22 protein-coding genes and 1 pseudogene are annotated in these 20,737 nt (G+C 72.3%); 15 read left to right on the top strand and 8 right to left on the bottom strand.

The genetic code is table 11. From position 1 onward, the window contains the following. Positions 1 to 393, bottom strand: a complete 393-nt coding sequence (locus ACFYNO_RS16990) for a hypothetical protein (RefSeq protein ID WP_388011981.1) — start codon at positions 391 to 393, stop codon at positions 1 to 3. 97 nt (positions 394 to 490) lie between these two features. Between ACFYNO_RS16990 and ACFYNO_RS16985 the strand changes: the two genes are divergently transcribed. From ACFYNO_RS16985 to ACFYNO_RS16960, 6 genes are all read left to right on the top strand, one after another. Next, positions 491 to 1,441 (top strand): hypothetical protein, encoded by a 951-nt coding sequence (locus tag ACFYNO_RS16985; RefSeq protein ID WP_388011979.1) that lies wholly within the window; start codon positions 491 to 493, stop codon positions 1,439 to 1,441. A gap of 190 nt (positions 1,442 to 1,631) precedes the next feature. Further along, positions 1,632 to 2,564, top strand: coding sequence for an ABC transporter ATP-binding protein (locus ACFYNO_RS16980; RefSeq protein ID WP_388011977.1), 933 nt, complete (start codon positions 1,632 to 1,634; stop codon positions 2,562 to 2,564). Then, a complete protein-coding gene (locus ACFYNO_RS16975; RefSeq protein WP_388011975.1) occupies positions 2,561 to 3,922 on the top strand; it encodes an ABC transporter permease in 1,362 nt (453 codons plus the stop codon). Before ACFYNO_RS16980 ends, ACFYNO_RS16975 begins: the two co-directional genes overlap by 4 nt. A gap of 53 nt (positions 3,923 to 3,975) precedes the next feature. Next, a complete protein-coding gene (locus tag ACFYNO_RS16970) occupies positions 3,976 to 6,732 on the top strand; it encodes a bifunctional YncE family protein/alkaline phosphatase family protein (RefSeq protein ID WP_388011973.1) in 2,757 nt (918 codons plus the stop codon). A 275-nt stretch (positions 6,733 to 7,007) separates the two neighbouring features. Continuing rightward, positions 7,008 to 7,403, top strand: a complete 396-nt coding sequence (locus tag ACFYNO_RS16965) for an SHOCT domain-containing protein (RefSeq protein ID WP_388011971.1) — start codon at positions 7,008 to 7,010, stop codon at positions 7,401 to 7,403. A 70-nt stretch (positions 7,404 to 7,473) separates the two neighbouring features. Beyond that, entirely contained in the window at positions 7,474 to 8,256 is a 783-nt protein-coding gene (locus ACFYNO_RS16960) for an isoprenyl transferase (protein ID WP_388011969.1), read from the top strand. Between the two features lie 321 nt (positions 8,257 to 8,577). On the opposite strand, the gene ACFYNO_RS16955 is transcribed toward ACFYNO_RS16960, so the two are convergent. Beyond that, entirely contained in the window at positions 8,578 to 9,630 is a 1,053-nt protein-coding gene (locus ACFYNO_RS16955; protein ID WP_388011967.1) for a HEAT repeat domain-containing protein, read from the bottom strand. Positions 9,631 to 9,740: 110 nt separating this feature from the next. On the opposite strand from ACFYNO_RS16955, the gene ACFYNO_RS16950 reads away from it, so the two are divergent. Next, complete coding sequence (locus tag ACFYNO_RS16950; RefSeq protein ID WP_388011965.1) at positions 9,741 to 10,223, top strand: GNAT family N-acetyltransferase; 483 nt, start codon at positions 9,741 to 9,743, stop codon at positions 10,221 to 10,223. A 24-nt stretch (positions 10,224 to 10,247) separates the two neighbouring features. On the opposite strand, the gene ACFYNO_RS16945 is transcribed toward ACFYNO_RS16950, so the two are convergent. Both ACFYNO_RS16945 and ACFYNO_RS16940 read right to left on the bottom strand, forming a co-directional pair. Continuing rightward, positions 10,248 to 10,826 carry a dihydrofolate reductase family protein gene (locus ACFYNO_RS16945; protein WP_388011963.1) on the bottom strand — a complete coding sequence of 193 codons (579 nt, stop codon included), beginning with the start codon at positions 10,824 to 10,826 and terminating at the stop codon, positions 10,248 to 10,250. A gap of 51 nt (positions 10,827 to 10,877) precedes the next feature. After that, positions 10,878 to 11,471: a dihydrofolate reductase family protein gene (locus ACFYNO_RS16940; RefSeq protein ID WP_388011961.1), complete on the bottom strand. Its 594-nt coding sequence runs from the start codon at positions 11,469 to 11,471 to the stop codon at positions 10,878 to 10,880. Between the two features lie 154 nt (positions 11,472 to 11,625). Here ACFYNO_RS16940 and ACFYNO_RS16935 point away from each other — a divergent pair, with 154 nt between their 5' ends. Then, entirely contained in the window at positions 11,626 to 12,642 is a 1,017-nt protein-coding gene (locus ACFYNO_RS16935) for a sigma-70 family RNA polymerase sigma factor (RefSeq protein WP_388011959.1), read from the top strand. A gap of 33 nt (positions 12,643 to 12,675) precedes the next feature. On the opposite strand, the gene ACFYNO_RS16930 is transcribed toward ACFYNO_RS16935, so the two are convergent. Further along, entirely contained in the window at positions 12,676 to 13,092 is a 417-nt protein-coding gene (locus tag ACFYNO_RS16930; protein WP_388011957.1) for an ASCH domain-containing protein, read from the bottom strand. Positions 13,093 to 13,200: 108 nt separating this feature from the next. Between ACFYNO_RS16930 and ACFYNO_RS16925 the strand changes: the two genes are divergently transcribed. The 4 genes from ACFYNO_RS16925 to ACFYNO_RS16910 all read left to right on the top strand — a co-directional run bounded on the left by ACFYNO_RS16925 (position 13,201) and on the right by ACFYNO_RS16910 (position 15,946). Then, positions 13,201 to 13,560 carry a hypothetical protein gene (locus tag ACFYNO_RS16925; RefSeq protein ID WP_388011955.1) on the top strand — a complete coding sequence of 120 codons (360 nt, stop codon included), beginning with the start codon at positions 13,201 to 13,203 and terminating at the stop codon, positions 13,558 to 13,560. A gap of 95 nt (positions 13,561 to 13,655) precedes the next feature. Next, positions 13,656 to 14,828, top strand: a complete 1,173-nt coding sequence (locus ACFYNO_RS16920) for a sensor histidine kinase (protein WP_388011953.1) — start codon at positions 13,656 to 13,658, stop codon at positions 14,826 to 14,828. Beyond that, positions 14,825 to 15,484 carry a response regulator gene (locus ACFYNO_RS16915; RefSeq protein WP_388011951.1) on the top strand — a complete coding sequence of 220 codons (660 nt, stop codon included), beginning with the start codon at positions 14,825 to 14,827 and terminating at the stop codon, positions 15,482 to 15,484. The genes ACFYNO_RS16920 and ACFYNO_RS16915 overlap by 4 nt, the downstream gene beginning before the upstream one ends. A gap of 225 nt (positions 15,485 to 15,709) precedes the next feature. Then, positions 15,710 to 15,946, top strand: coding sequence for a hypothetical protein (locus ACFYNO_RS16910; protein ID WP_388011949.1), 237 nt, complete (start codon positions 15,710 to 15,712; stop codon positions 15,944 to 15,946). A gap of 23 nt (positions 15,947 to 15,969) precedes the next feature. Here the strand turns inward: ACFYNO_RS16910 and ACFYNO_RS16905 are convergent, their stop codons facing one another. Beyond that, positions 15,970 to 17,103, bottom strand: a complete 1,134-nt coding sequence (locus ACFYNO_RS16905; protein WP_388011947.1) for an FAD-dependent oxidoreductase — start codon at positions 17,101 to 17,103, stop codon at positions 15,970 to 15,972. Positions 17,104 to 17,228: 125 nt separating this feature from the next. Here ACFYNO_RS16905 and ACFYNO_RS16900 point away from each other — a divergent pair, with 125 nt between their 5' ends. Continuing rightward, the gene (locus tag ACFYNO_RS16900; RefSeq protein ID WP_388011945.1) at positions 17,229 to 17,822 is read left to right on the top strand and encodes a TetR/AcrR family transcriptional regulator; all 594 of its coding nucleotides are present in this window, start codon (positions 17,229 to 17,231) and stop codon (positions 17,820 to 17,822) included. 114 nt (positions 17,823 to 17,936) lie between these two features. Then, a pseudogene (locus ACFYNO_RS16895) lies at positions 17,937 to 18,769 on the top strand (transcriptional regulator); the annotation flags it as partial. 55 nt (positions 18,770 to 18,824) lie between these two features. On the opposite strand, the gene ACFYNO_RS16890 reads toward ACFYNO_RS16895, so the two are convergent. After that, the gene (locus ACFYNO_RS16890) at positions 18,825 to 19,025 is read right to left on the bottom strand and encodes a DUF397 domain-containing protein (protein ID WP_388011943.1); all 201 of its coding nucleotides are present in this window, start codon (positions 19,023 to 19,025) and stop codon (positions 18,825 to 18,827) included. Continuing rightward, complete coding sequence (locus tag ACFYNO_RS16885) at positions 19,018 to 19,899, bottom strand: helix-turn-helix domain-containing protein (protein WP_388011941.1); 882 nt, start codon at positions 19,897 to 19,899, stop codon at positions 19,018 to 19,020. Before ACFYNO_RS16885 ends, ACFYNO_RS16890 begins: the two co-directional genes overlap by 8 nt. 546 nt (positions 19,900 to 20,445) lie before the next feature. Between ACFYNO_RS16885 and ACFYNO_RS16880 the strand changes: the two genes are divergently transcribed. Next, positions 20,446 to 20,640, top strand: a complete 195-nt coding sequence (locus ACFYNO_RS16880) for a hypothetical protein (protein WP_388011939.1) — start codon at positions 20,446 to 20,448, stop codon at positions 20,638 to 20,640. Positions 20,641 to 20,737: the final 97 nt, after the last annotated feature.

The following is a 20,737-nucleotide window of genomic DNA, read 5'->3' as shown; positions in this document are numbered from 1 at the left end:
TCACGCTTGGGTCGTGCCCGGTCCAACCGCCTCCCAGCCAAGCAGCCCGCCGGTGCTGTTGGCACGCACCGCCGGTGGCCTGTCGCGGACGGGCACACCGGCGGCGGCCCGCCGGCCCTCCTGACGGGCCGCCGGGAAATGCCGTTGCGCCGTCAGCCGCCCCGGTGGCCGGATCGCCGCATGACCTCTCCCACCACCGGCTACCCGGGCCTGGACGCGCGGATCGCCGCCAACGGCGCCGCCTCCGTGTGGATCGGCGACCGGATCCAGCTCCGCGCCCACGAGCCGCAGGACGCCGAGTCGATGGAGCTCTTCGCCGACTCGGCCGACCAGCGCAGCGGGTGGATGATCAAGCCGCCCCGCCTCGCCCAACGGCGGCAGCAGCTTCGGCACCGCGCTCACCCTGCCCGGCAGCACGGGCCAGAAGGGCGGCCGCAGCTGGGACCCGGCGGTCGCCGTCGCACCCGACGGCACGGTCTACGCCGCCTTCATGACCTCCCGGGCCGGCCTGAGCTACCCGGTCGTCGACGTCAGCAGGGACCACGGCGCGAGCTTCAGCACCGCCGGCGCCGCTCTCCCGCCGGACCAGAACAACTGGGGCGACCGGGACTTCCTCGCGGTCGGCCCGGACGGCACGCTCTACCTGACCTGGGACTACGGGCCGAGCGCGGCGGCCGTGACCACCATCTGCCCGCCCAGCGGCAGTTGCGCCTTCGCCACCGGCGACGTCAACGCCGTGCTGCAGAAGTCGACCGACGGCGGCCGGACCTGGAGCGCGATGTCGCACCTCAGCCCCGGCTACCCGAACAGCGGGGGCGACAGCGCGCCGGTGCTGGTCGAGCCGGACGGCTCGATCGACGTGGTCTACCAGGGCTACCAGGTCACCGACATCCCCACCGACAACCTGACGGTGGCCTACACCTACGCCACCCGCTCCACCGACGGCGGTGCGAGCTGGTCGCCGCCGGTGCGGATCGGCCCGGACGCCGGGACGATGGACACCACCGAGTGGTGGATCGACGGCAGCGAGGCGCTCGGCCCGGACGGCACGCTCTACGCCACCTGGGACACCCAGGAGGCGACCACCGACACCGGCTGGCTCTCCTACTCGACGGACCACGGCGCCAGTTGGTCCGCCCCGGTGCAGGTGCCCGGGGACCGGCTGAACGTGCCGCACATCGTCCAGGTGGCGGCCGGCCCACCCGGCACCGCCTACGTGGCCTGGCTCTCGGACAGCGACCCGCGCGGCTACGCCCTCTACCTGCGCGCCTTCTCCACCACCCGGGGCTGGCTCTCCGCCCCGGTGCAGGTCTCCCAGGCCTTCGGCGCCCCCTCGGTCTGGCCCGGGGACACCTTCGGCCTCTCCGCCCTCTCGCCGACCCGCCTGGCCCTCGCCTTGGGCAGCGCGGTCGCGCCCGCGGCCGCCACGGACGAGATCTGAGCCGCCACGGCGGACCTGACGCTGCCCTAGGCAGACCCCGTCGGCCCGGCCGCCGCCCAGCACGGCGGCCGGACCGGCGCGGAAACGCATGAACGACGGGCCGGCTGATGTTCCCCCAGCGTTCAACCGTGCGACTCCGTACCTGCCCCGCGCCCCCCTACGGTCCCTGGGGGAATGCTGAGAAGGGGTTATGAGCAAGACACAACTTGCCGTACGGGCACACGGCTTGACGAAGTGCTTCGGTGACGTCGTGGCGCTCGACGGTGTCGGCCTCGAGCTGGCGGCCGGGCGGATCCACGGGCTGGCCGGGCCGAACGGCGCCGGCAAGTCGACCCTGCTCGGGCTGCTGCTGGGCCTGGCCGTCGCCGACGGCGGCGAGCTGGAGGTGCTGGGCCGCCCGGCCGGCCGCGGACCCGCCGGAGCCGGGCGGGTGTCCGGGTTCGTCGACGGGCCCGGCCTCTACCCCTCGCTCACCGCGCGGAAGAACCTGGCCGCCCTCGCCGCCCTCCAGGGCCGGGACGCCCGCTCGGGGCGGATAGCCGAGGTGCTGGCCGAGGTCGGGCTCACCGACGTCGCCGACGACCGGGTCCGGGGGTTCTCGCTCGGCATGCGGCAGCGGCTGGGCCTGGCCGCCGCACTGCTCACCGAGCCCCGCCTGCTGGTGCTGGACGAGCCGTCCAACGGCCTCGACCCGGCCGGCAAGCAGCACGTCCACGGCGCCCTGCGGCGCCTCGCCGACCAGGGCGTGACGGTGCTGCTCTCCAGCCACCGGATGGACGACCTGGAGGCGCTCTGCTCCGAGGCCACCATCCTGGCCGCCGGCCGGGTCCGCTTCTCCGGCCCGCTGGAGAAGCTGGTCGCCGACAGCCCCGCACTCGACTACCGCCTGCTCACCTCCGACGCGCAGGCCGCGCGGACGGTCGCCGACGCCACCGCGGGTGTGCGGGTCGTGGCGGAGCGCGGCGCCGGGACGCTGGTCGTCCGCGCCGGCGCCGCCACCGTCGAGGACCTGGTCGGCGCGCTGGTGCACGCGGGCCTTCGGGTGCGCGAGGTCGCCCCGGTCGTATCGCCCTTGGAGGCCGCCTTCATGGCCCTGACCGAGCAGCAGGAGGACGGGCGATGAGCACGACGGTCGCGCAGACCCGCACGGCGGAGCCCGAGGCGTCCCCCGTGCCGGTGGGCCGGGTGTACCGGTTCGAGCTGGTCAAGCTCGTCTCGCAGTGGCGGGTCCGGCTGCTGATGGCGGGCTGCTGGATCACGCCCGGCCTCTTCGTGGCGGCGGTGACCCAGCAGGGCACGCTGCCCTCCGACACGCTCTTCGGCCGCTGGATGCACGCCAGCGGCTGGGCCGGCCCGCTGGTGATCCTGGGCGCCGCGGGCACCTGGGTGCTGCCGCTGCTGACCTGTGTGGTCGCGGGCGACGTGTTCGCCGCCGAGGACCGGCTCGGCACCTGGCGGCACCTGCTGGTGGCGGTCCGCTCGCCGCGGCGGCTCTTCGCGGGCAAGGCGCTGGCCAGCGGCACCGTGCTGGTGCTGATGGTGGTCGGGACGGCGGCCTCGAGCACGGTGGGCGGGCTGGCGGCGGTCGGCAGCCGGCCGCTGGTCGGCGTGGACGGCCACCTGCTCGCCCCGTCCGACGCGGCCACCGGCGTGCTGCTGGCCTGGCTCTGCGCGCTGGCGCCCACCCTTGCGCTGGCCGGGCTCGGGCTGCTCGGCTCGGTACTGCTCGGGCGCTCGCCGATCGGCCTGCTGGTCCCCGCGGTGGCGGCCATGGCGATGCAGGTCGCCCAGATGCTGCCGCTGCCGGTCGCGCTGCGGCTCTCGCTGCCCGGTTACGCCTTCATCTCCTGGAACGGCCTGTTCGCCGCCCCCGCCCGGACGGCGGAGCTGCTGATCTCCGTCGCGGTCGGCCTGGCCTGGGCCGCGGTGGCCACCGGCGCGGCCTACCTGCTCTTCGTGCGGCGGGACTTCACCAACGGCAGCGAGGACGGCGTGGAGCGCCGCGCACTGACCTACGGCGTGCTGCCGCTGGCCGGACTGCTCGCGGTGAGCGTCGGGGCGGTCGCGCTGGCCGAGCCGGCCGAGGGCGCGGACATCACCCAGGACAAGGTGCAGCACTCCGTCGCCACCGTCTTCGCGCACCTCTACCGGCTGCAGACCGAGCAGCTGCACCGCCCGGCCGTCACCGAGGAGCAGTTGCACGTCACGGCGGCCTGCGACCGCGGGGACGGCCACGTCGACCCGCACGGCCCGGGCAACGACTGGCGCTGCGTCGTCACCTGGCACCTGCCCGGGGTCTCCGCGCCGGGGACCGCGATCTACCAGCTCGACGTCCAGCCGAACGGCCGGCTGATGGCCGACGGTGACGGTCCCAAGGAAGTCAACGGCTACTTCCTGGTGCAGACCCCCAACGGCGACGCGCCGAACCCGCTGTGGCAGTTCGACGGCGAGATCGCCCTGCTCTCGGCCGGCCCGAACTGACGGACCGACCGGTTCCACCCGAGTCCCACTCACTCGACGAAAGGGTTGACGCCATGCAGGTGACGCGTCGCCGCCGGGCCTCCGAGCCCCGCCCCGCACTCCTCGGCCGCCTGACGACCCGCCGGGCGACCCTCGCCACGGCGTGCATCACCGCGATGGCCGTGGCCACCGGCACCGCCTTCGCGTCCACCAGCCAGTTCGGCACCCAGCAGGTCGGCCAGACCTACGCCGACGGCCAGGTCGTCGCCGCCGACCAGTACATCGCGCCGTACGGCAGCCGGCTGGTCCTCAACGACGGCAAGATCATGGCCTCCCGGGTCAGCCCGGACGGCACCCACCTGGTCGCCACCGTCGCCGACGGCGACGCGGCGCTGGTCGTGGTGGACCTGAAGAGCGGCAAGGTGCAGCAGCGCATCGGCACCAACAAGGCCGACGACCTGCGGATCGCCACCGGCCAGGTAGGCCAGGAGGCCCCGGCCTTCTCGCCGGACGGCAAGCAGCTGTGGCTGGGCCAGCTCGACGGCTACACCCGGTTCACCGTCAACGCCGACGGCTCGCTGGCCAACCCGGTCGCGGTCGCGATCCCGGCCGACGGCGCCAAGCACGCCCTGGCCTCGGGCGCGGTCTTCTCCGCCGACGGCTCGACGGTGTACGCGGCGGTCAACGGCCAGAACCGGGTGGTCGCGATCAACGCGTCCACCGGCGCCGTCACCCAGAGCTGGACCGTGGGCAACGCGCCGCGCGGCGTGGCCCTGGTCGGCGGGAAGCTGTACGTCAGCAACGAGGGCGGCCGTGCCGCGACCTCGGACGACGAGACGCTCAACTCCTACGGCACCCAGGTCCCGGCCGACCCGGAGAGCGGCGCCACCACCACGGGCACCGTGAGCGTGATCGACCTCGGGAAGAGCGGCGCGCCGGTCGGGTCGATCGACGTCGGCCTGCACCCGACCTCGCTGTACGTCAAGGACAACGTGCTGTTCGTCGCCGACACCGGCACCGACGAGGTGTCGGTGATCGACACCAAGCGGGACGAGGTCGTGCAGACCATCTCCACCAAGCCGTGGCCGGAGGCCTCGGTGGGCTACGAGCCCACGGCGGTGACCCTCACCGGTGACGGCCGCCTGCTGGTCACCCTGGGACGCGCCAACGCGGTGGCGGTGTACCGCTTCACCAGCGCGCAGGAGCCGGTCGGCTACGTCGGCCTGCTGCCCACCGACTACTTCCCGAGCGAGATCGCCACCGTCGGCTCGACCGTGGTCGTCTCCAACACCCGCGGCATCGACGCCCTGCGCCCGGACACCACCGTCCCGGGCATGCACAACACCCACGACACCACCTCCAGCGTCACGCAGTTCACGCTGCCCAGTGACAAGGAGATCCGCAAGCAGACCGCCAAGGTGTTCCAGCAGAACGGCTGGACCAAGAACTCGGTGAAGACCTCCGAGGGCAACCGCTCCAAGGCGGTGCCGGTGCCGACCCGGATCGGCGACCCGTCGACGATCAAGCACGTCTTCCTGATCGTCAAGGAGAACCGCACCTACGACCAGGTGTTCGGCGACATCGCCAAGGGCAACGGCAACCCGGCACTGGCGCAGTTCGGCACGGCCGTGACGCCCAACCAGCACGCGCTGGCCAACCAGTTCGGGCTCTACGACAACACCTACGACATCGGCACCAACTCCGCCGAGGGCCACAACTGGCTGATGCAGGCCGACGACCCGGAGTACACCGAGTCCTCGGCGGGCGAGTACCAGCGCAGCTACGACACCGAGGACGACGCGCTGGGCCACCAGCGCTCGGGCTTCCTGTGGACCGGCGCCCAGACGGCCGGCAAGGACGTGCGCGACTTCGGCGAGTTCCACCAGTTCCTCACCAAGCCCGACGGGGCGAACTGGCAGAACCTGTACTGCGACGCGAAGACCATGGACGCGACCGGCAACGGCAGCGCCTACCAGCTGAACTCCTCCTCGCCGATCCCCTCGCTCAACGACGTGTCGGTGCCGGGCTTCCCCAAGTTCGACCTCGACGTGCCGGACCAGTACCGCTACCAGGTCTGGAAGCAGGACTTCGAGCAGCACGGCCCGGCCGCGCTCAACATGCTCTGGCTGTCCAGCGACCACACCGGCGGCCCGGCGAGCCCGGCCGCCCAGGTCGCCGACAACGACCTGGCGACCGGCAAGATCGTGGACGAGATCTCGCACAGCCCGTACTGGAAGGACTCGGCGATCTTCGTCGTCGAGGACGACTCCCAGGCCGGCCTCGACCACGTGGACGGCCACCGCGCGCCGATCCAGGTGATCAGCCCCTGGGCGCAGCACGGCACGGTCGACAGCCACTACTACTCGCAGATCACCATGGTCCGCACCATCGAGCAGATCCTCGGCATCCAGCCGATGAACCAGAAGGACAGCGCGGCCACCCCGATGGCCACGGCCTTCACCGACAAGCCGGACTTCACCCCGTTCAACGCGGTCCCCAACCAGACCTCGCTGACCGACGGCCTGAAGACCCAGCCCTCCTGCGGCCCGGACGTCCCGGCCCCCGCCGCTCCGGCCGCGGCCCCGGCCGCGACCACCGTCGCACCCCCGGCGGCCCAGCAGGGAGTGGCGGCCGAGTGGGACGCCTGGAAGGCCAAGCAGCACCTGACCGGCCCCGACGCCAGGCCGGACTCCGCCAACCCGGCCCAGATGGACCACCTGACCTGGTACGAGACCCACAACTGGACCCTGCCGTACCCGGGCGAGGACGTGATCCACGCCCCGAACGACGTGCCGGGCGCCTACATCCCGTCGGCCGAGAACGACGGCTGACGGGCTGTCCGGCTGAGTGACTGACGACTGTGGCGGCACCCGGTCCCGGGTGCCGCCACAGTCCGTCTGTCCTGCGGTCGTCGGCGCCGGCGTGGGCGGCGCGGCCGCCTGGCGCGGTGACGCACCTCGCGCAACGGCTCGCGGCCCCCTCGCCTGACCCCGGCTCACCCGCTCGGGGCAGTGGCGGACCGATCGGGTGGCCGGGGGTGGCGGGGGCGGGTCGGATGAAGGGGACAACCACCCCCTGGGCATCCCCCGAGCGACGGGAGCGCGCCGTGCACGGCTATCCGCTGTTGGACATCTTCTGGACCATGCTCTGGTTCTTCCTCTGGATCCTCTGGCTCTTCCTGCTGGTGCGGATCTTCATGGACGTCTTCCGCAGTGACGACCTGAGCGGCTGGGGCAAGGCCGGCTGGAGCGTCTTCCTGGTCCTCCTCCCCTTCCTCGGGGTGCTGGTCTACCTGATCGCCCGTGGCGGGGCGATGTCCGGCCGGGAGCGGCAGCAGGCGCAGCGCAGTCAGGAGTCGTTCAAGGCCTACGTGCGCGAGACCGCCGGCAGCGGCGGGGCGGGCGGGACCGCCGATCAGTTGGCGAAGCTGTCCGAGCTCAAGACGAGCGGGGCGATCAGCGAGGAGGAGTACCAGAGGGCGAAGCAGAAGCTGCTGGTCTGACCGCCCGGCCGGGAGCGCCTGCTAGGGTGTCCGTCCAACTGATCCGGATTCGTCCGCAGATGGAGGGGCGATGCGACTCCCTGGCTGGGCACGCAGGCTGATCCTGCCGGTCTACGAGCGGCGCGTGGTCCGGGGTCTGGAGGGGCTGCCCCGGCCGCGGAACGTCGGGATCATGCTCGACGGCAACCGCCGGTGGGCGCGGGCCGCCGGGCATGCCGATGTGGTGGAGGGCTACCGGGTCGGCGGTGCGAAGGTCGAGGAGTTCCTGACCTGGTGCCGGGACGCGGGCGTGGAGCACGTCACGCTCTTCATGCTGTCCGACGACAACATGGCCCGGCCCGAGCACCAGCTCCTCCCCCTGCTGCGGATCATCGAGGAAACCGTCACCGGTCTTGCCGCCCCTGAGCGGGCCTGGCGCGTCCGGGTCATCGGCGCCCTCGACCTGCTGCCCGCCGACCACGCGATCGCACTCAAGGAGGCCGCCGCCGCGACCGCGGACCGCACCGGTCTGCGGGTCGACGTCGCCGTCGGCTACGGCGGGCGCCGGGAGATCGTCGACGCGGTGCGCGGCGCCTACCGCCAGTACCTCGCCGAGGGCGGCGATCCGGCGGACTTCGCCGACCGGCTGGACGTCGAGCACATCAGCGCGAACCTGTACTCGCGGGGCGAGGCGGACAAGACCGATCTGATCATCCGCACCAGCGGGGAGCAGCGGCTCTCGGGCTTCATGCTCTGGCAGTCGGCGTACGCGGAGATGTACTTCGTCGATGTCTTCTGGCCCGCGTTCCGGCGGGTGGACCTGCTGCGGGCGCTGCGCTCGTACGCCGACCGGGAGCGGCGGTTCGGGCGGTAGCCGAGCCGGGGAGCGCCCGGCGGGCGCGCCCCCGCCGGGGTGAGGCCAGGCTGTCGCGCCGCCCCCGCAGCGTGGCGGCCGCCTCCGGACGCGAGGCGGCGTCGGCCTCCTCGGCGGCCCGGTCGAGTCGGGCGCGGGCCGCGTCCGGGCGGTCCAGGCCCCGGGCCTCCACCAGGGCCGCCAGCCGGACCGCCTCCGGCGCCAGGTACGACAGGTTGGACACGGATTCCCCTCCAGCGGCCGCATCGGCGCAAGATCACGCGGCGGACAGGCGGCAGGTTAGCCGACCGGACTGACGGTATGACAGCGCCTTTCCCGGCGTCAGCCGAGGTCGGCCGCCACCAGCTCGGCCGCCCGCACCGGATCCCCGCCGGCCCGCCTGAGCAGGGCGGCCACGTGGTAGGAGGCGTCGTCCTCCGGCCGGCCGGTCAGCCGCAGGGAGTGCACGGACTCGTAGCGCGGCGAGCTGAGCGCCGCTCCGAGCCCGGGGCTCAGCCGCTCGAGCTCCAGGACCACCGCCCAGGCCTCCTGCTCGATCCCGGCCCGCCGCACCGGGTCGCAGGCGGCGATGGCCTGGTCGGCGTCGGCGTCGGCCTGGTCGGGGTCGAGGGCCTTGAGCGCGTGGAGGGCGGGCAGGAGCTCGGGCACGCCCAGGGTCTCGGCCGCCTCCAGGGTGAAGTTCTGCAGCCCGTCGTCGGCCTGGCCGAGCAGTTGGGCGATCAGCGGGACGGCCCGGAGGTCGTGCCGCCGGGCCAGGCCCCGCGCACCCTCCGCCCGGACCTCGGGATCCTCGTCGCTGGCGCAGGTCCAGAGCGCGGCCCGGATGGCCGGGGTGTCCTGCTCCAGCTGGAAGCCGAGGGTGAAGGCCGCCCAGTTGCGGACGTCGGCGTCCTGGTCCCGGGTGAGCCGGATCAGCGCCCGGACGTCGGGACCGTCGGGCAGCCCGCTGTTGATGCCGGTGAACGCCGAGGCGACCACCCGCCGGATGTCGGCGTCCTCGTGCTCGGCGAGCCTCAGCAGCACGGGCAGGGCGCGCGCGTCCTCAGCCCGCTCCAGGGCGCAGGCGAGGGAGTGCAGCACGCTTCCGTCCGTCTCGGCCTCGGCCAGTGCGAGCAGGGCGGTGGCCGCGTCGGCGTGCAGCGCGGGCTGCCCGTCGGCCGCGTATCCGATCAGGTCGCAGCCCGCCTCCCGCTCCAGGGCGTCGGCCGAGGCCAGCAGCTCCGCGCCGCACCGCAGCGCGGTCTGCGCGCTCCCGTCCCGCGTCGCCTCGGTGATCAGTGCCCAGTAGGCGTGCTCGTGTTCGTCCTCGTCCGAGGTGCGGGCCAGCGACAGTGCGGTTGTCAGGCGGGCGACCAGGGCCGCGGTGTTGTCCATGCGGGCATTCTGACGCGGCGCCAGGGCGCGGGTCACCAGGTTTCCGGGCTGCCGACGGGCCCCGAGGGCCGCTGACGGGCTGCTGGCGAGCCTCGGGTAGCCTGCGAACGGTGAACTCCGCGCAGGTACGACTCGACCCGATGACCGAGGCCGAATTCCAGGCCTACTTCGACCACATCGTGGCCAAGCACGCCGCCAGCAACGTGACCTCCGGCAACTGGACGGCCGCGGAGGCCGCCGCCAAGTCCGCGGAGAAGCTGGCCGCGATGCTGCCCGACGGCCTCGCCACCGAGCACAACCGGCTCTACCTGGCCCGGGACGCGGCGAGCGGCGACCGGATCGGCATCTTCTGGCTCCAGCTGCGCCCGCACGGCACGGAGACCGCCGCCTTCGTCCACGACATCGAGGTGGACGCCGCGCTGCGCGGCCGCGGCTACGGCCGGGCGACCATGCTGGCCGGCGCCGACCTCGCCCGCGAACTCGGCGCGGTGCGGCTCGGCTTGCACGTCTTCGCGTACAACGAGCCCGCGATCGCGCTCTACACCTCGCTCGGCTTCGCCACCACCGATCTGGTGATGTCCCTGCCGCTGTGACGGAGGCGGCGGCCCGGCCGCCGGTCAGACCTCCCGGGCGCGCTGGTAGCTGAGGTGGGCGAGGCCGCTGCCCAGCGTCTTCGAGTGGACCAGGCGCAGCGGCCGCTTGTCGCTCGTCTCGCCGAACAGCCGCTCCCCCGCGCCGAGCACCACCGGGAAGACGGTCAGGCGCAGTTCGTCGACCAGGTCGTGCTCCAGCAGCGTGCGCACCAGCGGGCGGCTGGCGTACACGACGATCTCGCCCGCGATCCGCTCCTTCAACTCCTTGACCTCCCCGACCACTTCACCCGACAGTACGGTGGCGTTGGTCCACTTGGGCTCCTTGAGGGTGCTGGAGACGACGTACTTGGGCAGGCGGTTCAGCCGGTCCACCCACTCGCCGGCCATGACGGCCGACCGGGCGCCGAAGTACTCGTCGCTGCGCCGGCCCAGCAGCAGCGCCTCGGCGGCTCGCGCCTCGGCCAGTTCGAGCTCCGCCCAGGCCTCCCAGTCCTGGCCCATGTACTCGGCGAACCAGCCGCCGTGCCGGAACCCGCCCTCGCCGCTGGGGTCTTCGACCACGCCGTCCAGCGTGACGTTCTGGCTGACCACGATCGTGCCCATGGTGTCCCTCTCCTCCGCTACGGGCGCGCCCCTGGCCGGGACCGCCTCCGATCAGGCAGACACCGGCCCGGCCGGGAACTGGGCGCGGTAGACGAGGTGGGTCAGGCTCTCCCCGACGGTGCGGGCGCCGGCCAGGCGCAGGGGCTTGGGGCTGCCGGCCGGGTCGAAGAGCCGGGTGCCCGCGCCCATCAGCAGCGGGAAGACGGCCAGCCGCAGCTCGTCGACGAGGTCGTGCTCGATCAGCGTGTGCACGAGCCGGGAGCTGGCGTAGACGCGGATCTCGCCCTCGGTGCGCTCCTTCAGCCGCGCGGCCGCGGCCGGGAGGTCGCCGTGGAGCACGGTGGAGTTGTGCCAGCCGGGATCGGCGAGGGTGCGGGAGACGACGTACTTGGGCAGGCCGTTCATCCGCTCCGCCAGCGGGCCGGTGCGGCCCGGGTACCGTGCGGCGAAGAACTCGTAGCTGCGCCGCCCCAGCAGCAGCGCCTGCGCGCCCAGCGCGTCCTGGAGGATGAGCCGGTCCCAGGCCGCGCGGTCGGCCGGGGCGAGCCCGGCGCGCCAGTCGGTGCGGCTGAAACCCTCGTCCCCGGTCGGGTCCTGGGTGACAAGGTCGAGCGAGACGTTCTCGAAGACGACGATCGTGCCCATGTCGGTGCTCCCCATGGTCGGGTGGTCGGGTTACCACTGGGACAGACACCGCGCGATCGGCGGAACCGGTCGCGTCCCGGCCGCCCAGTCCGCGGTCCGGCCGGTGTCGGTACCGGTGGGACGTGCGATCTGCTGACGGAGAGGGTGGACGAGGATGGCGACCGGCGATCTGCTGACGAGGGCCCGGGCGGGCGACGGCGAGGCGTTCCGCGCCCTGGTGCAGCCGTACCAGGCGGAACTGCAGGTGCACTGCTACCGCATGCTCGGCTCCTTCCAGGACGCCGAGGACGCCTTGCAGGACACGCTGCTGGCCGCCTGGCAGGGCATCGACGGCTTCGAGCAGCGCGCCTCGCTGCGCACCTGGCTCTACCGGATCGCCACCAACCGCTGCCTCAACGCCCGCCGCTCGGCGAGCCGGCGCCGGGCGAAGGAGTGGAACGTGCCCCAGGTCGAGCCGCCCGAGCCGACCCGGCTCGGCGAGGCCGTCTGGCTGCAGCCGTACCCCGACTCCCTGCTCCAGGCCGCGCTCGACGCCCCGCTCGGGCCGGAGGCCCGCTACGAGCGGGCCGAGTCGGTGTCGCTGGCGTTCGTCACCGCGCTGCAGCTGCTGCCGCCCCGTCAGCTCGCCGTGCTGGTGCTGCGCGACGTGCTGGGCTTCCACGCCGCCGAGGTGGCCGACATGCTGGACGCGACCGTGGACTCGGTCACCAGCGCCCTCAAGCGCGCCCGCGCCGCCCTGCAACGCCGCTCGCCGGCCGCGGGGCAGCGGCCCCCTGCACCGGGGTCGGCCGCCGAGGAGGCGATCGTGGCGAGGTTCGTCCGCGCCTGGGAGTCCGCGGACGTCGACGCGCTGGTGGACCTGCTCACGGACGAGGTCTTCGTCTCGATGCCGCCGGTCCCCTTCGAGTACGAGGGCCGGGAGCTCGCCGCCCGCTTCTGCGCCGCCGTCCTCCACGCCGGCCGCCGCTTCGAGCTGGTTCCCACCCGCGCCAACGGCCAGCCCGCCTTCGGCGCCTATCTGCGCGGTCCCGACGGCCTCAGCCACGGAACCGGGCTGTTCGTCCTCACCCTGGCCGGCCGCCGGATCAGCGCGCTGACGCGGTTCGAGAGCGGTGTGCTGCCCTGGTTCGGGCTGCCGCGCTCGCTGCCGAGCCGGGGAGGAGCGTCGTGACCCGTGCGGTCGTCCCGGGTCACGGCCCTGCGGTCAGCCGGACTCGACCTTCCGGAAGCGCTCGGCGACGACGAGGGTCCGGCCGTCGATGGCGGGCGGGCGCCCCAGGAACTCGACCACGCCCTCGCTGCGGAAGAACGCCTCGTGCGCCGCGCGCCACTGCGCCGCGTCGGCGTAGCCGCGCCCCTCGGCGCGCGCGAACTCGTCGTCGACCTCCGCCATGGGAACCACCCGCACCTCGGTGACCTCGATGGTGACGGCCGGACGGCCATCGGAATCGAGCACCGAGAACCGCTGCCCCGGCTGCGGCAGCGCCTCTCCGGCGTGCTGGTAGATCTCCAGCAGACCGGTCAGCGCCGTCTTCTCACCGCTGCGGATCGCCGCCACGCCGCGGTCGCGTTCCGGTCCGGGGAAGGCGAGTTCGAGGGTCGGAAGGTCATCGTGGTCCATCGGGCGAGGGTACGGAGCCCGGCGCCGATCCGTCCAGCGCCCGACCGGCCGGGAGCGGCGGCGCGTAAACCGCTTGCCCCGCGGCGGGTTCCCCGTCACGGTTTCCTGGTGACCACACCGGACTTCGGCCGGGTCGAGCGCGTCGGCGACACCGTGCACCGGCCGGTCGGGCCGTGGACCCCGGCGGTCCACGGCCTGCTGCGCCACCTGGAGGCCGTCGGCTACGACCTCGCGCCCCGCGTGCTCGGCTTCGACGGGCAGGGCCGCGAGGTGCTGAGCTGGATCGGCGGCGAGTCGGGTCCGGACGGCTGGGCCAAGGTGGTCGACGACCGGGGCCTGGCCACCTTCGCCCGCCTGCTGCGCGACTACCACGACGCCGTGGCCGGGTACCGTCCCCCGGACGCGACCTGCTGGTCCACCACCACCGCCGGACCCGTCGGCGACGAGGTGGTCTGCCACGGCGATTAGCGGTCCGCGGACCGCACCGGGCGCTGCCCCCTCCGCCTCGGGGATGAGTCCTCCAGGCCAATTCCGTCTGCCCACCACCCGGTTAGCATCGCAGCGTGACCCGAGCCCCGAAGTTCCCCGCACTGCCGCGCCGGCTGCCTGACGCCCTGTCGGTCCTGAGCTGGTGCAGCGTGCCCGCGTTCGCGATCGTGCTGCTCGGCAGCACGGTCGCCGGGGACGGGCGGTCGCTCTACCTGAGGCACGATCACATCGCCGTCCCCCTGCTCATGGTGGCGGCGGCCCTGGTACTGGCGCTGCCGCTCGGCTGGGCCGGCCGGCGACCGCTGCCGGTGCTGGGAGCCGTGCTGGCCGAGTCGATCGGGGCGCGGGTCTGCGAGGTGAGGACCTGGCCGCTGCTGACGGTGTCGGTCCTCCTGGTCCTCTACATCACCCTCACCCAGCCCCGGCGCACCGCGGCCGCCGCCGGGGGCGGCATCCTGATCACCTGGGGCATCCTCAACCTGGCCAGCCGGCCCGGCCCGGAGCTGCTGAACGCCTTCAAGCCTCCGGCGGCCGAATGGCTGGTGGCCACCTTCATCGCCTGGATACTCGGCAGTTGGCTCCGGCTGGGGCAGAACCACGCCCAGACCCTGCGCACCCAGGCCATGACCCAGGCCGTCCAGGCCGAACGGCTGCGGATCGCCCGCGAGCTGCACGACATGGTGGCGCACACCGTGGGCGTCATCGCGATCCAGGCCGGTGCGGCGGCCCGGGTCATCGAGACCCAGCCGGCCGGTGCCCGCGAGGCGTTGAAGGCCATCGAGCTGACCAGCCGCGACACGCTCGCCGGGATGCGGCGCATGCTGACCGCGCTGCGCGAGGCGGACGCGGACGCGGCGCAGACGGCCCCGGCCTCGGGCCTGGCGGACATCGGGAAGCTGGTCGCGGTGGCGAGCGAGGCCGGAGTACACGTCGACCTCCGCTGGCGCGGCGAGAAGCGCCAGTTGCCGGCCGAGATCGACCTGTCCGCCTTCCGCATCGTCCAGGAGTCCCTGACCAACGTGCTGCGCCACGCGGGCGCCAGCAGATGCCGGATCAGCGTCGACTACGTGCCGGACGGGCTCGCCATCGAGGTGGTCGACGACGGGCGCGGCGGCACGGGCACCGGCGCGGGGAGCGGCTACGGCATCGTCGGGATGCGCGAGCGCGTCGGGCTGCTGCACGGCCAGTTCAGCGCCGGTCCGGCGCCGGAGGGCGGGTTCCGGGTGATGGCTAGGCTGCCGGTATGACAATCAGCGTCGTACTCGCCGATGACCAGCCGCTGGTCCGGGCCGGCCTGCGCATGGTCATCTCCGATGCCCCGGACATCGAGATCGCCGGCGAGGCCGGCACCGGAGCCGAGGCGGTGCAGCTGGCCCGGGACCTCGAGCCCGACGTCGTGGTGATGGACATCCGGATGCCCGTGATGGACGGCATCGAGGCCACCCGGCGGATCAAGACGGGGGCCGGACAGGTCGGGGTGGTCATGCTCACCACCTTCGACGAGGACGAGAACGTCTACGCCGCGCTGCGCGCCGGCGCCAGCGGGTTCCTGGTCAAGGACACGGCGTTGGAGGAGATCCTCGCGGCGATCCGGGTGGTCGCCGCCGGTGACGCCCTGCTCGCCCCGGGCGTCACCCGACGCCTCATCGCGCAGTTCACCAGCCGGGAGACGGCCCCCGAACCGCCCCGCTGGAAGGTCGAGGGCATCACCGACCGCGAGCTCGAGGTCCTGATCCTGATCGGGCGCGGCATGTCCAACAGCGAGATCGCGGCCCACCTGTACATCAGCATGGCCACCACCAAGAGCCACGTGGCACGTCTGCTCACCAAGCTCAACGCCCGCGACCGGGTGCAACTCGCCATCGCCGCCCACGAGGCGAGGATCGTCCCGCCGTCGGCGTGACGGCGTGACGGCGTGACGGCGTGATCGGCCGACTGCTGGAACCCAGAGCTGGAACGGCACCTGCCAGACCTTCCGGCTCGGCCTGAACGACGGCACCACCCACACCGCGCTCTTCCAGCTCCGCTGACCTCGGCCAGGCAGCGGGAGGCCGCCACCGGAGCCCCGGTGGCGGCCTCCCGCACGAATTCGGACGACAGCCGCTCGCCCCGCCGGTAGCCTCCGCGGGTGCCCCTGACTCAGTACGTCTATTTCGCCATCTCCAGCGAGCACACCACCGCCCACGAGATCACCGCGCTCCTCGGCATCGAGCCCGACGAGACCTCGGTCCGCGCACTGTTCACCCCGCGCCCGCGGCGACCCACCCAGCCCGTGCACCTGATCGGCTGCGAACCCGCCGCACCGCTGCTGGCCCTGCTGTGCCGTCCGCTTCCGCAGCAGGGCGAGCGGATCGCGCTCCGGTAAGGGAAACCGCGGGTGGCCCCTGGTCAGTGGCGGCGCGGCAGCGCCAGTTCGGAGGCCGTCGCGGGCACGAGGTGGTCGAGTCCCTGCGCACTGCCCGTCGCGGCCTCGATCGAGCGCGGCAGCATGGTGCTCTCGTAGGCGCGGACGGCGTCGCCGAGGTCGGATGCGGCCACCAGGGCATGCGCCAGGTCGGCGCCGTCGAGCATGGCGAGATTGGCCCCCAGCCCGACCGGGGGCATCAGGTGCGCGGCGTCGCCGAGCAGCGTGACGCCGGGAACGTGCTCCCAGGTGTGCGGGGCGGGCAGGACGAACAGCGGCCGGTTGGTGAACCCGGTGTCGCTGTTCCGCAGGAGGTAGCGCAGCCGCTCGTCCCAGTCGTCGAACACCTCCAGCAGGTGTGTCCGGACGGCCTGTTGGTCCCCGAGGTCGACACCGGCGGCCACCTGCCAGTCCTGCGGCGCCCGGAGCGCGACGTAGGCACGGATGTGGCCGTTGCTGTTGCGCTGGGCGACCAGGGTCCGGCCGGCGCCCTTCACCAGCATCGACCCGTTGCCGACCAGCCGGGCGAGCTCGGGGTGGCGGGTGTCGCAGTGGTCGAATCCGGTCTCCAGGAAGGTCACCCCGGTGTAGCCGGGCACGGCCTGCGACAGGGCCGGGCGGACGCGTGACCAGGCGCCGTCCGCACCGATCACCAGGTCGAAGTCCTCGGCGGTGCCGTCGCCCAGCAGCAGCCGGCAGGTGCCGTCCGCCAGCGGGATGACCCCGCTGACCGCGTGGTCCCACCGCACCGTGCCCCTGGTGAGCGAGTCCAGGAGCAGACCGCGCAGTTGGCCCCGGTCGATCTCCGGCCGGCCGCCGTCGGGGGTCGGCCCGTGCTGTGCCAGGAGGGCGGCGGTGGCGAAGTCGAGCACCCGCCACTCATCGCCCTCGGGACGGGCGAGGGCGTGGAACCGGTCCAGGAGCCCCGCCGCACGCAGCGCGGCCTGACCGGTGTCGGGATGCATGTCGAGGCTGCCGCCCTGCGGGCGGGCGTCGGCGGCGGCCTCGCGTTCGAAGACGGTGACGGCGCGGCCGTGTTGCTGGAGGACCCGGGCGCAGACGAGACCGCCGAGGCCGGCGCCGACGATCGCGATGCGGGGATCACGAGCAGAGTTCACGGGAGTGCTCCTCGGGAGGTGGGTGGGCTGCCGGGAGGGTCCGGCACCACCAAGAAAGCACACTCGATACATAAGTGCAACGACTACACTTTTGCAGTGGATGCACTTCGGGATACAGTGAGCGGGTGACCGCACCGACCGGGCGCCGCGAGCGCAAGAAGGCCCAGACCCGCCAGGCCCTGGCCGACGCCGCACTCGAGCTCTTCCTCGAGCGCGGCTACGACCAGGTCGGCGTCAAGGATGTCGCCGACCGCGCCGACGTCTCGGTGACCACCCTGTTCAAGCACTTCTCCGGCAAGGAGGCCCTGGTCTTCGACCAGGACGACGACCTCGAAGCGCGCCTCGTCGCCGCCGTGCGCGAGCGCCCGCCGGGCCGGTCGATTCCGCAGGCACTGCGCGAACACATCTCGCTGGGGCAGACCCAGTTCGCCGTCCATACCGCCGACCCGCGATTCGCCGACTTCACACGCATGGTCCGGGAGACTCCCGCACTGAGCGACTACGCCCACCGCATGTGGTTGCGCCATGAAGCCGCCCTGGCCGGCGCCATCGCCGAGGCCGTGGGCGCACCCGAGGACGACGCCAGCTGCGCCGCCCTGGCCCGCTTCGCCCTTGAGGCCCGCAGTCTGATCCAGCGTCACCCAGAGCCAGAACGAGCAGCCGAGGCGGCGTTCGCGCTACTCGAACACGGCTGGGCGGCTTCCCACCCGGGCAGCTGACACGGTCCGTCGCCCGGGCTGGGCACCACAACCGCAGCGAATCCCCGACGCCAAGCCGCCGTCAGATCGGCAATTCCCAACTCGGACCGTCCTCCGTCCCCAGCCACACCCGTTGGCCGCCGGCCGAGACCGTCATCCCGAACCCCTTCGGCCTACCTGGTCAACACGGTTGGCATCTACCTCAAGACCGACGCCCCCGCCGAAGTTCGGCGCGCGATGATGTCCGCCGCCTCCGACCTCTGCTACCTCACGGGGTACATGGCCGTTGATGAAGGCCTGCACGGGCTCGCTCAGCGGTACTACCTGCGCGCCCTCGAACTCGCAGGCCTCGCGGACGATCACCTGACCTACTGCACAACCCTCCGGGGCATGTCCGTCCAGGCCGTGGACCTCGGGCACGGCCGCCGAGCACGACAGCTCGCCGATGCCGCTGCGGCTGCCTCGTCGAGTGCCGGCCCTCGGATGCGGGCCTTCCTGGCCGGACAGCAGCTCATGCCGCCGCCTTGACTGGTGACCGCCCGGCAGCGCTTCACCACCTCGGTGAGGCTGAGCGCGCGATGGATGCCGCCGAGAGTGCCTCCACAGCGTTCGGGTCCTACGATCCGTCGTCGCTTGCGTACCACATCGGCCAAGTTCGTTACGAACTCAAGGACTTGCCCGGGTCAGTCGAATCGCTGGAGTTGTCGGGGAGACTGCGGCAGAGCGTCTATCGGCGTACCGGGGTCCGGTACGGTGCACTACTTGCCGAACGCCACCTGGAGGCCGGACACCTCGAGCAGGCCTGCGCCACCTGGCATGCCGTCTTGGACGGGTACCCCCTGGTTCAGTCCGGTCGAGCCGACGACAAGGTCGACAACATGATGCGGCTGCTGAGCAGTCACCCCAGCAGCCCGGCAGCGCGCGAGCTGTACGAGCGCGCACTCGGGCTTGTCCGCGAGCGCGCTTGACGACCTGAGGATCCCGCCCCGACGGTGGGTTCACCGTCGGGGCGGTGATTGCCCGTCAGGGGCGCAGCGCCGCGTCGGACTTGATGCCGTCGATGAAGGTGGACCAAGCCGACGGCGGGAAGACCAGCGCCGGGCCGGCGGGGTCCTTGCTGTCGCGGACCGGCACGGTGCACGGCGCGAGGGCGACCTCCACGCAGTCCCGTTGAGCGTCGCTGTAGGTGGACTTGCGCCACTCGATCGCCGACAGGTCAGGCATCCTCGTAACTCCTTGCCGATTCGAAAAGCACGTTCCTTGATTCCTCCGGGGTCAGCGCAGCGTCCCAGATGTTCCGGAAAGTCTTCTCATACATACGGACCTCCCGGAAGTTGTCAAGGTAGAGGGCCCCGGCATGGCTCTCACAGTAGACGGTCGGCGGCTCCGTCTCATCTCCATCCGGCGTGAGCGGGAAGTGAAAGATGGTGAATGGCCCGCTGAGCATTCCCTCATGGAGCCCTGCCCCGAACGGAACAATGCGCAGCGCGACGCGCTCGATCCCTCCAGCCAGGGACCTGAGCTGTTCGGCCATCACCTCGCCCGAGCCGACTGGGCACTTGAGCACCGCCTCACTCAGGGCGACCTTCAACTCCGGCGCTCCGACGGCTCGGTCGAGGATGCTCCGCCGGGTCGTCCGCAGCCGCACTCGGCGCTCGAACTCGCGCGGCTCCGCGTCCGGCAGACCTGCCTGGAAAATGGCGCGCGCATATCCGGCAGTCTGAAGCAAACCGGGGACGAGTGAGGACTGAAACGTCTTGATCTCCGATGCCGCTTGCTCCAGGCCAATGAAGAGATTGAATTCGTCCGGAATCACATCATTGAAGGCGTACCACCAGTCCTTCTTCTTCGTCTCTCCGGCAAGGCCGACAAGGGCCTCCTTGAGCGACGGACTGGCCCCATACTCCTCGCACATCGCCTCGACTTCCGACGCGCGCACCGAGGTCCGGCCGGTCTCGATTCTCCACAGCTTCACCTCGGAAATCCCGAAAAGCACCGCTGCACGCTTCACCGTGTACCCCTTGAGCATCCGCAGGCTCTGGAGCTGCCTGCCCAGCTGACGTCGGGGAACGGTGGATCCGACCGGCCGCTGTTCCATGAGTCACCCCTCCTAGCCCGCCCCTGGAAGCCTTCCTACAGAGCGAGTGAAATGGCCCTTGCACGATTTCTGCAAGGTCGCCGACTGTTCGATATCACGGGAAATGAAAGCCACACGGATGGCTTGCAATTCTCTTCCGAGTGGGAGCAGACTACTCGCCGTGAGACGGTTTCGACACACCGTCATCACGACGATACGTCAGTCGCTCCCGCCGTACTCGGCTTTCGCGGGAGCCGACCTTTCACCAAATCTGAAAGAGAGAACTCCGTGAACGCACGAGTCACCATCCGCGGCTGGCCCTTCCGGCGCTCCCGCTGTCGCCTCAACTGGCCGAGCTGTCCCATCTGCCAGACGAGGTGACCGCTCGATGCCCGACCCCCGCCCCAGCCTCATGACCCTCGTCGTCTACCGCCGCACCCCCGCCGGGGAGCGCTTTCTCCTCCGCTCCGTCCTCGTCCGGCGCTCGACCCTCGGACGCATGACGATCCCGGAGTGGCCCGACTGCCGCTGCCCCCGCTGCCTCAACACCCACCCCAGGAGCCGACCGTGACCACCATCCCGCCTTCCCGGCCCCTCCCGCCTTCCCCGCCCCTCCCGGCCGGCCGCCCCAACCGCGGCTCCCCCGTCCTCGCCGCGCTCGACCGCAGGCGCGCGCCCTGGGCCGGGGTGGCCGCCCGCGTCGCCGCCCGGCTGCTGGCCGAGGGGCAGGCACCACTCGCGCAGAAGGAGGACCCCGCATGAAGCTAGGGCGCGTATTTGGTTGTGATCAATGGATGGCGTTGGTGAGGTCCTTGATCCAGATCATCGCGCCGCGAAGGTGGAGGCCGGCAAGGTAGCT

The organism is Kitasatospora sp. NPDC006697, from assembly GCF_042869935.1.
Taxonomy (GTDB): domain Bacteria; phylum Actinomycetota; class Actinomycetes; order Streptomycetales; family Streptomycetaceae; genus Kitasatospora.
Note: the sequence above shows the minus strand (reverse complement) of the source record. Positions and strands in the feature narration are given on the sequence as shown.